11 protein-coding genes are annotated in these 11,970 nt (G+C 39.5%); 6 read left to right on the plus strand and 5 right to left on the minus strand.

The annotated features are described in order from the left end of the window. Window positions 1-96 precede the first annotated feature (96 nt). Entirely contained in the window at window positions 97-858 is a 762-nt protein-coding gene (locus tag ABWO12_RS03685) for a sulfite exporter TauE/SafE family protein (RefSeq protein ID WP_353087323.1), read from the plus strand. Here the strand turns inward: ABWO12_RS03685 and ABWO12_RS03690 are convergent, their stop codons facing one another. Continuing rightward, a complete protein-coding gene (locus ABWO12_RS03690) occupies window positions 859-3,333 on the minus strand; it encodes a DUF5686 and carboxypeptidase regulatory-like domain-containing protein (RefSeq protein WP_353087325.1) in 2,475 nt (824 codons plus the stop codon). 4 nt (window positions 3,334-3,337) lie between these two features. Beyond that, complete coding sequence (gene aroQ / locus ABWO12_RS03695) at window positions 3,338-3,754, minus strand: type II 3-dehydroquinate dehydratase (RefSeq protein ID WP_353087383.1); 417 nt, start codon at window positions 3,752-3,754, stop codon at window positions 3,338-3,340. Between the two features lie 268 nt (window positions 3,755-4,022). On the opposite strand from aroQ, the gene ABWO12_RS03700 reads away from it, so the two are divergent. The 4 genes from ABWO12_RS03700 to ABWO12_RS03715 all read left to right on the plus strand — a co-directional run bounded on the left by ABWO12_RS03700 (window position 4,023) and on the right by ABWO12_RS03715 (window position 7,667). Beyond that, a complete protein-coding gene (locus ABWO12_RS03700) occupies window positions 4,023-4,628 on the plus strand; it encodes an outer membrane beta-barrel protein (protein ID WP_353087327.1) in 606 nt (201 codons plus the stop codon). Window positions 4,629-4,699: 71 nt separating this feature from the next. Then, the gene (xerD, locus tag ABWO12_RS03705) at window positions 4,700-5,605 is read left to right on the plus strand and encodes a site-specific tyrosine recombinase XerD (RefSeq protein WP_353087328.1); all 906 of its coding nucleotides are present in this window, start codon (window positions 4,700-4,702) and stop codon (window positions 5,603-5,605) included. Between the two features lie 150 nt (window positions 5,606-5,755). Next, a complete protein-coding gene (locus ABWO12_RS03710; protein ID WP_353087330.1) occupies window positions 5,756-7,282 on the plus strand; it encodes a sensor histidine kinase in 1,527 nt (508 codons plus the stop codon). Further along, window positions 7,269-7,667 (plus strand): response regulator, encoded by a 399-nt coding sequence (locus ABWO12_RS03715; protein ID WP_353087332.1) that lies wholly within the window; start codon window positions 7,269-7,271, stop codon window positions 7,665-7,667. The genes ABWO12_RS03710 and ABWO12_RS03715 overlap by 14 nt, the downstream gene beginning before the upstream one ends. A gap of 60 nt (window positions 7,668-7,727) precedes the next feature. On the opposite strand, the gene rny is transcribed toward ABWO12_RS03715, so the two are convergent. From rny to ABWO12_RS03730, 3 genes are all read right to left on the minus strand, one after another. Beyond that, window positions 7,728-9,290 (minus strand): ribonuclease Y, encoded by a 1,563-nt coding sequence (rny, locus tag ABWO12_RS03720; RefSeq protein WP_353087334.1) that lies wholly within the window; start codon window positions 9,288-9,290, stop codon window positions 7,728-7,730. A gap of 207 nt (window positions 9,291-9,497) precedes the next feature. After that, window positions 9,498-9,791: a cell division protein ZapA gene (locus tag ABWO12_RS03725; RefSeq protein WP_353087336.1), complete on the minus strand. Its 294-nt coding sequence runs from the start codon at window positions 9,789-9,791 to the stop codon at window positions 9,498-9,500. Between the two features lie 2 nt (window positions 9,792-9,793). After that, complete coding sequence (locus tag ABWO12_RS03730) at window positions 9,794-10,084, minus strand: coiled-coil domain-containing protein (protein ID WP_353087338.1); 291 nt, start codon at window positions 10,082-10,084, stop codon at window positions 9,794-9,796. Window positions 10,085-10,278: 194 nt separating this feature from the next. Here ABWO12_RS03730 and ABWO12_RS03735 point away from each other — a divergent pair, with 194 nt between their 5' ends. Further along, entirely contained in the window at window positions 10,279-11,967 is a 1,689-nt protein-coding gene (locus ABWO12_RS03735) for a M23 family metallopeptidase (protein WP_353087339.1), read from the plus strand. Window positions 11,968-11,970: the final 3 nt, after the last annotated feature.

An 11,970-nucleotide genomic window follows, 5' to 3' on the forward strand; every position in this document is an offset into this window, starting at 1 on the left:
TTTATAATTCCAAATTCCACTATTTGAATCTCCAAATTCCAAAACGACTAGTTACCGTTTGGAATTTGGATTTTGGAATTTGGAATTTTTGTATAAATGGAAATCTATACAATCATAATTCTTTGTATTGCAGCTTTCTTCGCAGGATTTGTCGATGCGGTGGTGGGCGGCGGCGGGTTGATTCAAACCCCCGTAGGATTAATTTTGTTGCCCAATGAATCTGTAGCCACCGTGGTTGGAACACTCAAAGTCCCTGCATTTAGTGGAACCTTCATGGCCGCACGCCAATACATGCAACAAGTTACTTTACGTTTGAAGTTGCTTATTCCCATGGCTATCGTAGCTTTTTCGGCCTCTTGCATCGGGTCATGGTTGTTGACGCGAGTTCATAATGCCTTTATGAAACCCGTGTTGCTATTTGTGCTTATCGGGATTGCTGGATATACGTGGGTGAAAAAAGATTTTGGGCAGCGCAGCACACCGTCCCTTTCACCGTTTAAACTAAAAATCATCGGACTTGTATTGGCGTTGGTAGTGGGTTTTTATGACGGATTTATCGGCCCAGGTACGGGAAGTTTTTTGGTGCTGGGTTGCATCGTTTTACTCGGTTTCGATTTTTTACACGCTTCCGCCCATGCCAAAGTGGTTAACTTGGCGACCAATTTGGGGTCGATTATCCTTTTTATCGCCAAAGGGAAAATTATCTGGAGTATCGCAATTCCTATGGCTTTTGCCAATGCGCTAGGCGGATGGATCGGTGCCAAAACCGCCGTGGCTCGCGGAAATCAATTCATACGTCGCGTGTTTATGCTTGTGGTAGTGGCTACCTTATTTCGTTTTGCGTGTGATGTTTTTTAGTTATTCTACGATATTCAATAATTTCAATCCGAAAATAACCGCGTCACTCACAAAGCCACTTTGGTACGAACGAACATAATCGATGCGTAGGATTTTAAATTTTTTGAATCCCAAATTATCCAAACCAATCGTAAACTCATGATAAGGAGCGCGATTTGGGACCGATAAATTATGATAGCCCAATACCAATTGCGTATTTAGCTTTTGGAGTAATGGAATTTTATTCATTAAATAGCCTTGGTCGTTGTGCTCCATGTGCAATTCAATAAAAGCATCGTTGGTACTAGCACTATAATAAGGTAAATTATTAAAAACATTGGTATAGCGTCCACCGCCGGCCACGTGCGTTTGATTCCCATTGAAATGCTTGAAATCGGGAAACGCTATGTTTTCGGCATTGAAAAATTTACCCGATTTAAGGTTGTAAACCAATTCGCCTTTGTTTCCCAGACTTAACTCTTGGTAAATTCGTGCCGATATAAAGTCAAATTCGTATTGTTTTTCACTCGCTGCAAATCCTTTTTCATAGGTTACAAAAAGGGTAGGATAGTCGTCGTTCCCTATATTGAATTTTCCATCGGGTCGGGTCCAATATTTTTGCCCAAAATTGAAACGCCCTGTAAACGATGCTTTCATCAATTGATGACGGGTAAACGCCGGCGTTAATTCATCAAAGGGTAATAAAGGATTGTTGGACGTGTACACGTCGTCTGATTTAACAGAAGCTTGAAAAGTGGTATTGAACAGCGGCTTTCGATCGGCGTATTCCACATTGGCATTCAATCGGAAACCGTTCACAATTTCACCACTATAGCCCACCGCCAGCGTATTTTTTTCATAAAGTTTCATGAAATTGTTTTTGAAAAACAAGGAGCTGATTGAGTTGATATTATCAGTTATCGGATTGGCAGGGTTGAATTGATTGACGGTTGAGCCACCGCTTATAAATAAAAAGGAGTTTTGTATGTTGTCTAGCTTTTGGGTGTACGAAGCCGAAAAACGCAAACGATCTTCCGAAAATCCATAATCCAAACGGGTGCCTATGCGATAAAAGGTTCGTTTCTCTTCATTTCGTTGTGTAAAGTTGAAACCAATTTGGGTTTTCCATCCTTGAACCGTATTGAAGGCGGTATTGAAGGCCGGACCTTCGTACGAAAACGAGCGATCTTTGAATGAATTCGAATAGGTGTACCCCATCAACACATCCATCCATTTGAATTTATTTCGTTTACGATCAATGGAATCCAAATAGGGTTGCGACTTGCGTTTGGTTTGCAGCATTTCTTTTTTGACATAGTCGGTGCTTTCCTCCGACGTCAAAGGAACCGGGCGAATGGTATTCCAAAATGTATCGTCTTTTTTGTTGGCATTCTCTTCAAACTTGAGTACTTCGGCGGTAAAGGTGCGTCGTTCTAATTGTTTGGGGAAATCAAAATTAGAATACACATAGGTAAAGCGGCCGTTGAAATTAAACCCTAGCATCCCCGCATCAAAATCCAAGGTTTGCGTGTTTTTGGTCCACACCTTGGTTTTGTTGTTGTAGCTAAAACTTTGTTTAAAATGCAGTGTATTTAGAGCTGGATTTTGAGATTGACTTCCTTTAATACTGAGGTCAATCGCATAGATGGCATAGTCTTGGTCTTCGATATAAATGTACCCTTCAAACGCAGGTTCACTCATCCGTTTTGGGGTCACTTTAATCTTATTAATCAGGTGATTGTTTTCATCGGCAAACGATCCTTCAAAAGTATAGCGGTAGTAATTGAAGGCGTTGTCGGCAATAGGGGAGATGGCTTTGGCATTGATTTCAATATAGTTTTCATAAAAATCAAAGTTGGCTTGCGCCGCATTATTAAAGCTGAATCCATTATCTTGACCACTTACTTTCGAAGCGACAATGACTTCCTTCAATTTATCAGGCTTTTGAAAAGTGAGTTTAGACACCGTTTCCGAAAGGTATAAAATACCACTACGTGTGGAGTCGATGACTTCATCCAAGAAATCAATTTTTTGTCCCATAAATTTTTTGGGGAGATTTTTCACTCGAAAAATACCTCTGGAATAAAAATCGCAGGTGAATTGTCCCGTCTTGGCGCCGTTGGCTTTGCGGTTGGCGATGGCTTGTTTGATAATGGCGATGGCGGGATTTACTTTTGTATCGATAACTACTTCGTTCAATTGAATGTCTTCCGTTTGCAAAACAACATCTAAGGTTTCTCTTTTTCCTGTATATTCAACAACACGCTTTTCGGTTTTATATCCTAAAAATTGAAACAGGATGACATAAGTCCCATTTTGCTTGGGATAAATTTCATAGTGACCGTTGTCGTTGGAAGTAGTACCTATATAGGTGTCTTGTACATAGATATTGGCAAAAGCAATGGGTTGCCCTTTTTGGTCGGAAACTCTTCCTTTGATTTGGCTAAAGGTTAATGTACTCCAAAGTACAGCGAGTGTAAAAATGATGTTTTTCATAGGGTTAATGCAATAAACTTTGAACGGCTAAGGTGTAACTTTTTAACCCAAAACCCACGATAACTCCTGCGGCATGTGGCGCAATAAAGGATTGATGCCGGAAGCTTTCGCGCGCATAGGTATTGGATATATGTACTTCAATGACCGGAGTTGTTACACCTTTAACGGCATCTCCTAGACCGATGGACGTGTGCGTATAGGCACCCGCGTTAAGAATAATGGCGTCAAACGTAAAGCCGCATTCATGGATGCAATTAATGAGTTCTCCCTCGATATTGCTTTGGAAATAGTGAAATGCAACCGATGGGAATTGTACTTTAAGGGAAGCTAAAAAAGACTCAAAATCTTGATTTCCATATACTTCAGGCTCTCTCTTGCCCAATAAGTTCAGGTTGGGTCCGTTGATAATCATTACTTGCAAAGGCTTGTTCATAGTTGTAAAAGGGTAAATTAACATCAATTTTACCAACTAAATGTACGGTAAATCTGCATTTTGAGAGGTGTTTTTCGATTTTTTCTAATTTTTTGAATTCCGTAAAAATGACTAAAAAACGTTTAACAAATTGTTTTTGAATGCTTTAAACGGATGTTAATGTTAACAACTATGTTGATAACTCCATTTTTAAGTTAAAAACTTTCCGCTAAGAATCGTTTTAAATTTGTCTCAATAATTTTAAACAAAATAGAACATGAAAAAAATTATTCTTTCTCTAGCTGCAGTACTTGCATTTTCTGCTGCTAATGCTCAAGACAAAAAAGAATCTAAAGGGTTTGGTTTTTCTGAAGGAAACATCTTTGTAGGTGGTTTAGTTTCTTACTCAAGTGAGAAAAATGACAACGGAACTACATCTGTTACAACTTCAGGTTACGAAATTTCTCCTGAAGTAGGTTATTTTTTAACTGACAACTTTGCATTGACTGCAGGTTTGTCTTTAGGTAATACTGATAACGGAACAACTAAGACTAATACTTTTGGTTTAAACGTTGGTGGTCGTTACTATTTCTTAAACATGGGTGAGCGTTTCAAAACCTACACTAACTTTGGTTTTGGAATTGGTTCAGACGACAATGGTGGTTCACCTGCTGATAAAACTAACACTTTCGAAATTGGTGGTGGTTTAGGTATTAACTACTTTGTTACTCCTAACTTAGCTATTGATTTTAGATTAGCTAATGTAATCAGCTATTCTACTGAAAAAACTGGTGATGCAAAAACAAATACATTAGAATTAGAAGCTAACGTATTTAAAAACTTTTTTGATACACCTTCATTTGGTTTAATCTACAAATTCTAATTTGTAAAAGTTAACTGATATTAAATAAAGCCATCCTTCGGGGTGGCTTTTTTGTTTTGTATCTTTAACCCATGCAATGGAAAGCCTACCTTAAATCTTATAACGATTACCTGCGTTTGGAGCGTGGGATGTCGCCCAATACGTTGGCAAGTTATCGTTTTGATTTGGAACGGCTGTGTGCTTTTTTGGCAGAACACCACCCTGAAGTTTCTCCTTTAACCATAACTTCCCAACATATTCAGGCCTTTGTCTATGCCGTTTCCAAAGAATTGAATGCGCGTTCACAGGCCCGATTGATCAGTGGACTTAAGTCGTTTTTTAATTATCTACTCGTCGAAAACCTCCGCGGTGACAGTCCAATGGAATTGATTGAAACGCCGCGTTTGGGTCGTAAACTTCCCGATACATTGAGTACGGTTGAAATTGATCGTTTGATAGCGGCTATCGATTTGTCCAAACCCGAAGGCGAACGCAACCAGACCATGCTGGAAGTACTCTACGGCTGCGGATTACGCGTATCCGAACTAGTATCGCTAAAAATTTCGGACATCTTTGCCGAAGAAGGTTTTTTAAAAGTAACGGGAAAAGGGAATAAACAACGTTTTGTGCCGTTGGCAACCTTCACCTTACAATGCATCGAACGGTATCGACGAGAGGTTCGTGTTCATGTTCCCATTCAGAAAGGATTTGAAGATACCTTGTTTTTAAATCGTCGAGGGAAAGCCCTTACCCGTGCTATGATTTTTACCATTATTAAAGACTTAGCACAGGCCATACATTTACAAAAAAAGATTAGCCCACACACCTTTCGGCACTCCTTTGCCACACATTTGCTGGAAAATGGCGCCGATTTACGGGCTATACAAATGATGTTGGGACATGAATCAATTACCACCACCGAAGTATATGTGCACTTGGATCGTAGACATTTAACCCAAATTATGCATCAATTTCATCCGCGCAAAAAAATAAAGTAAAATAAATCTTACAAAACAAGTTGCTTTTCGATAGTTATATGCATTTTGTCGATAAAAATGTACTTTATATCGTATGTTTTGTTAGATTTGGTTTCCTTCTTTTACCCCTCAAGTAGAAAAATGAAACCAAACGCCCCAAAACCTACAACTATGACCACAAACTTAGCCGCCAACCCACGGTTTAGTGCTATACAGTACAATTACCACAAGCGGATATTAAATCTGATACCCGATTTAATATTTCAAATATCCGTAACTGTTCAGCAAGAGTTTTTCTTTACGTATCTCAACAAAAGCATCATTACTTTTTTTGAAGTCAATCGATTTGAAATTGCCTCCAATCCTTTTGAGGTGATAAAAAGTCGAATTCATCCAGAAGATTGGACTCTTTTTTTACAATCAATTTTAGCGGCCAAAGACACAAGTGAAAATTGGAATCATGAATTTCGCGTAGTATTTCGATCCCGCGGTGTTTTATGGTTTAAAGCCAAAGCAACCATTGATATTGATGAAAACGGCGATGCTATATTTATAGGAAGTTTAACTGACATTACCGATATAAAGCAACGCGAGTTTCGTATTGTCGAATCGGAAGCGCGCTATCAATTTGCATTGGAAGCCTCTAATTACGGGGTTTGGGATTATAATGTGGCTACCGATCGGATTTACTTTTCCAAAGAATCGCTGGCCATTTTGGATTTTGATGTTAGCGATGATTTGGTAACCAATTCCAAGTGGGATGAGCGCATTCACCCCGACGATTATCCGCTATACAAGCAAGAAATTGGAAACCATAGTAATGGGCAAACGTCTTATTTTGAGAATACCAAGCGTGTACTCACTAAACATGGCGTTTACCGCTGGATTCGAAGTAAAGGAAAGATAATCGAACGCGATGCACAAGGTAATCCGTTGCGAATTATAGGCGTGCATACTGATGTTACTTCGGAAAAGGAGGAAGAACAAGCTTTGCAAACCCATATGGAGATTATCTCCAAACAAAACAATCGATTGCTCAATTTTGCACATATCGTTTCACACAACCTTCGCTCGCACACGGGTAATTTTAAGATGTTAATCAATATTATGGATGAAACAGATGATGTTCTCCAAAAAGAAGAGTGTTTCGGGTTTTTAAAAACCACTTCAAAAGCCTTGTCCGAAACCATCGATCATTTAAAAGAACTGGTGGACATTCAGAGTACGATTATTCATAAAAAAGAGAATTTGAATTTAAATGCTTTTTTAAATCATACCCTCGAACTTTTAAGTAAAGAAATTAAAGACCATAATGTAAATATCGTAAATTTGGTAGATGCTTACGAAACGGTACAATTTAACCCAGCCTATTTGGAAAGTATCTTTTTAAATTTTACCACCAATGCCATTAAGTATGCACATCCCAACAGACCACCCGAAATTCGGTATTCGCTCCAAAAGGAGCATGGTAAATTGGTGTTGCTCATCCAAGATAATGGTGTGGGTATCAATTTGGAAAAATACGGCGAGAAATTGTTTGGAATGTATAAAACGTTTCATCAGCATCCCAATGCCCGTGGTATCGGTTTGTTTATCACCAAAAACCAAATCGAATCTATGGGCGGTAGTATCGAAGTAGAGAGTCAAGTTAATGTAGGAACCACTTTCAAAATCAACTTTTCGAATGAAATTCAATAACATTTTTGTCGTTGATGACGATTTAGTTTATCACTTTGTTATTAAAAAATTATTTAATAAATGTAATATCGAAGCTGAGGCTCAGTTCTTTTTTAACGGATTGGAAGCGATTGACGGGTTGAAAAATGTATTGAAAACCGAAAAAGAACCCGATTTAATTCTCTTAGACATCAATATGCCTGTTTACGACGGATGGCAGTTTTTGGATGAGTTTCGAAAACTAAAAAAAAATATGTCGAAAGATATCACGGTATATTTAGTCAGTTCTTCCAACGACTCCACCGATATCGACCGTTCAAAGCAATACAAAGAGGAAGTGAAGGATTATTATTTCAAACCCATAACGACCAAAGAATTTGAAGAGATGCTAACCAGCGCCAGTTAGTTTACATAAAAAAAGGGAACACCAATGAAGGGTTCCCTTTCTTTTTAATCATAGTTTTTCTTATTTGGCAATATTCACGGCACGAGTTTCACGAATTACCGTAATCTTTACTTGGCCAGGATAGGTCATTTCTGTTTGAATTTTCTGTGAGATTTCAAACGAAAGTTTAGCGGCCATATCGTCGGTAACTTTTTCACTTTCCACAATCACACGCAATTCACGGCCCGCTTGAATGGCATAAGCATTTTTCACCCCGTGGAATCCAAAAGCAATAGCTTCTAGATCTTTCAAACGCTGGATATAAGAATCCAATACTTGTCGACGGGCGCCTGGACGAGCTCCAGAAATCGCATCACAAACTTGGATAATCGGTGAAATCAAATACTTCATTTCGATTTCATCGTGGTGTGCTCCAATAGCATTGCAAACTTCTTCTTTCTCCCCATACTTTTCAGCCCATTGCATACCCAACAATGCGTGTGGTAAATCACTTTCGGCGTCGGGTACCTTACCAATATCGTGGAGTAAACCAGCACGCTTGGCTAGTTTTACATTCAATCCTAATTCAGCGGCCATAATCCCACACAACTTCGCTACTTCGCGAGAGTGTTGTAACAAGTTTTGACCGTAAGAAGAACGGTATTTCATGCGCCCTACAATTTTAATCAACTCCGGATGCAATCCATGAATTCCTAAATCAATCACCGTACGTTTTCCTACCTCGATGATTTCATCTTCAATTTGTTTGGTTGTTTTCGCCACGACTTCTTCAATACGGGCAGGGTGAATTCGACCGTCGGTTACCAGTTTATGCAAGGATAAACGAGCAATTTCACGACGCACAGGGTCAAAACACGATAGGATAATTGCCTCAGGGGTATCGTCTACAATGATTTCCACACCTGTTGCCGATTCCAACGCACGAATGTTCCGCCCTTCACGACCAATGATGCGTCCTTTAACGTCATCGGATTCGATGTTGAAGACCGATACGCAGTTTTCAACCGCTTCTTCTGTACCCACACGTTGAATAGTGCTGATGATTACCTTTTTTGCTTCTTGTTGTGCGGTTAATTTGGCCTCTTCAATAGTTTCCTGAATGTGGGCCATCGCTTTGGTTTTGGCTTCCGCTTTCAAACTTTCCACCAATTGTTCTTTGGCATCTTCAGCCGACAATCCCGAAATAACTTCCAATTGCTCCACTTGACTTTTGTGCATCTTTTCGACTTCTTGATGCTTTTTGTCTAAGATTTCAATCTTGGTTTCGTATTCTTTGGCCTTTGCTTCAAAATCATCATTGAGTTTTTTGGTTTTGGCCAATTCACTGGAAACTTGCGATTCTTTATCGCGGATGCGTTTTTCAACTTCAGCCATTCTTTTGTCTTTGGCTAAAATCTCTTTTTCGTGCTCGGCTTTCAATTCTAAAAACTTCTCTTTTGCCTGCAGTAATTTGTCTTTTTTAAGGTTTTCAGCTTCTAAACTGGCATCTTTTAAAGTCGACGCAGCTTCTTTTTTGGCATTCTTAATCAAAGCGGAGACATTGCTGCGCTCTAGCATTTTCGCGACACCAAAGCCGCTGGCTAATCCGACCACTAGGCCGATTATTACTTCTACTATACTCATGGTTTTGTAATGTTATATATAAAAAAAGCCCACATTAGTTGCTTGTATAAACTCGTAAAGACAAGTTTTGAGCTAGCTCGCTGTTCTGGCTTCCCGTCGAGCGGGCATGCTATAGTAGCGACGATTTGCTCATTTGAATTTATTAGTGTTGAGTTTACCAAAAATGAACTAATGTAGGCAGTATTTTAATCCAAAAGAACGTTGTTTCTAGCGGTTGAGATAGGTTTCCAAAGCATTATTCAAACGGGCTAATCGGTCAATTGACTCTGTATCGACTACCGTATCGACTGATTTCTGCTGTTCCAACTGTGAGGCAAACTGCAAGGCACACATGGCCAAAACATCTTGTTTGTCCCGAACGGCATAGTTTTCTTCAAACTGTTTAATCATCGCATCGATTTTTTTGGCAGCACTGCGCAATCCTTCCTCTTGACTCATGTCAACAGTAAGCGGATAGACACGGTCGGCTATCGATAACTTGATTTTCAGTTTATCGGTCATATTTAATCAGCCAATTGGGCAATGCAATGGTCGATTTCTCGAATGAGCGCATTGATTTTTAGCTTGGTATCTCGTTTATATTCTTCACTGCCTAATAACGAATTGGTCATTTTGAGCGCTTCAAAATCTTTGATCAGCTGGGCATGTGTGGCTTGTTGTTGGGCTAAACTTTGCGTTGAATCCTGCAACTGCTGCTGTAATGCTCGGTTTTTTTTTTCTAAATCGTCTACCTTGGCACACAATTGCAACACTTTTTTTTCCAGTGCATCAATGATTTCTTTGATTTCACTCATGGGTGACGCCTTTCGTTACTTAATCCCACAAATTTATAACTATCGGGGTATTTAACCAACAAAAACGATAAAAAATACAATTTATTTTGAAGCGATTTGCTAAACTTTTGCCATTCAGTATTTTGTAAATTCTTAACAGCAAATATTTTCATCTCCCAATCCCTTTTGCTATTTTAGCCCAAAGACCTTTATCTATGCGCAGTTTGTTATTTTTTTGGTGTTCAATTACTTACTTAATCGCTCAACCGTATCCACAAGATTATTTCCAATCTCCGCTCACGATACCCTTACAGCTTTCAGGTAATTTTGGGGAATTGCGTCCCAATCATTTTCATGCGGGTTTTGATTTCAAAACACAACAACGTGAAGGGCTACCAGTATATGCTGCTGCCGAGGGCTATATCTCACGCATTAAAATTGCTACCAATGGCTATGGGAAAGCATTATACATCACGCATCCTAACGGTTATACTTCCGTGTACGGACATTTGCAGAAAGCAGTTGGTGTTTTTGAAGCTAAAATCCAAGCACTGCAATACGAAGCGAAGTCTTTTGCCGTAGAAGCCTACTTTAAGCCGGGGGAACTGCCTGTCAAAAAAGGGGAACTCATCGCGTTGTCGGGCAACACAGGCGGTTCTGAAGGACCACATTTGCATTTTGAAATTCGCGATTCCAAAACGGAGCAAATTATTAATCCCTTGTTTTTTGGATTGGTCATCAAAGATACCAAAGCACCTACTGTAGCCAATGTGATGGTTTATCCCGTAGGCCCCGATGCAGTGGTCAATGAATCCAAACGCCCCGTTTTGTTGAACCTTTCTTTGCAAGCCGATGGGACGTATATTGCCCAAAAAGTCCAAGCTTCAGGGACCCTAGGTTTTGCCATCAATGCCTATGATCGCGATGATGTGTCGTTTAATAACAATGGCACCTACCAAACCCGTTTGTACTACAACGGTCAGCCTAATTTTGAAGTCCTTTTTGATCAAATGGTCTTTGATGAAGCCCGCTATATCAATGCCTATATCGATTATGAACGCTACAAAAAAACCAAACAGCGTTTTCAAAAATTGTTTTACAACTACCCCTATGCTTGGTCCAATTTACGCAATATAAAGGCCGGAGGACTCCTTACGGTGACCCCTAATTTGACCACTACAGCCCGTATAGAAGTCGCCGACTTTAACGGAAATCAAACCGTTATTACCCTGCCCATTTCCTATTCTAATGCTCCCGCAAAAATAGCCGATCCAACACCCAAAACACCTTTTTTCATAAAGTGTCAAACCGATGCTTTGTTTGAAAAAGATAATGTTTCGGTGTATTTTCCTGCGAAGACCTTTTACGATGATTTTTATTTTCAATTCGACGTAAAAAACAACCAGGTTCAGTTGCATGAGGATATCGTTCCATTGCACCAAAGTTTTACACTGACATGGAAAAATGAATCAATTCCCACCGCCTTAAGAGCCAAAACCTACATCGCAACCGTTCAGGGGACTCGCTTCGGGTATAATCCCACTAATGTTGAAGGGGCTAATTTCTCGATTCGTACCAAAACATTAGGCAAATTTCAATTGGTACAGGATGTATTACCGCCCAAAATAACTTGGTTTAAACCGCCAAAAAACAAAGATTGGTCGGGACTAAATGCTTTGCAACTCACGATTTCCGATGAACAATCGGGGGTGGCCAAAGTCAACGGGTTCCTCAATGGCGAATGGGTTTTATTTGAATACGATCCGAAGTTAAAACGGATTACTCATGTTTTTGAAGAGCGCTTTTTGAAAGCGGGAGACAATAATTTGAAAGTCGAAGTCGTTGACCATGTTGGAAATTCAACTATATTTGAATCCACGTTTAACCGAAATCCAAAAAAATAACTC

It is taken from the genome of Flavobacterium sp. (assembly GCF_040379285.1).
Classification (GTDB): Bacteria; Bacteroidota; Bacteroidia; order Flavobacteriales; family Flavobacteriaceae; genus Flavobacterium.

What these genes read in the sequence shown, in the direction of transcription:
- ABWO12_RS03735 (WP_353087339.1), top strand. Translation starts at nt 10,279, where the DNA reads ATGCGCAGTTTGTTATTTTTTTGGTGTTCAATTACTTACTTAATCGCT.
- xerD (WP_353087328.1), top strand. Translation starts at nt 4,700, where the DNA reads ATGCAATGGAAAGCCTACCTTAAATCTTATAACGATTACCTGCGTTTG.
- ABWO12_RS03730 (WP_353087338.1), bottom strand. Translation starts at nt 10,084, where the DNA reads ATGAGTGAAATCAAAGAAATCATTGATGCACTGGAAAAAAAAGTGTTG.
- ABWO12_RS03715 (WP_353087332.1), top strand. Translation starts at nt 7,269, where the DNA reads ATGAAATTCAATAACATTTTTGTCGTTGATGACGATTTAGTTTATCAC.
- rny (WP_353087334.1), bottom strand. Translation starts at nt 9,290, where the DNA reads ATGAGTATAGTAGAAGTAATAATCGGCCTAGTGGTCGGATTAGCCAGC.
- ABWO12_RS03700 (WP_353087327.1), top strand. Translation starts at nt 4,023, where the DNA reads ATGAAAAAAATTATTCTTTCTCTAGCTGCAGTACTTGCATTTTCTGCT.
- ABWO12_RS03690 (WP_353087325.1), bottom strand. Translation starts at nt 3,333, where the DNA reads ATGAAAAACATCATTTTTACACTCGCTGTACTTTGGAGTACATTAACC.
- ABWO12_RS03710 (WP_353087330.1), top strand. Translation starts at nt 5,756, where the DNA reads ATGACCACAAACTTAGCCGCCAACCCACGGTTTAGTGCTATACAGTAC.
- ABWO12_RS03685 (WP_353087323.1), top strand. Translation starts at nt 97, where the DNA reads ATGGAAATCTATACAATCATAATTCTTTGTATTGCAGCTTTCTTCGCA.
- ABWO12_RS03725 (WP_353087336.1), bottom strand. Translation starts at nt 9,791, where the DNA reads ATGACCGATAAACTGAAAATCAAGTTATCGATAGCCGACCGTGTCTAT.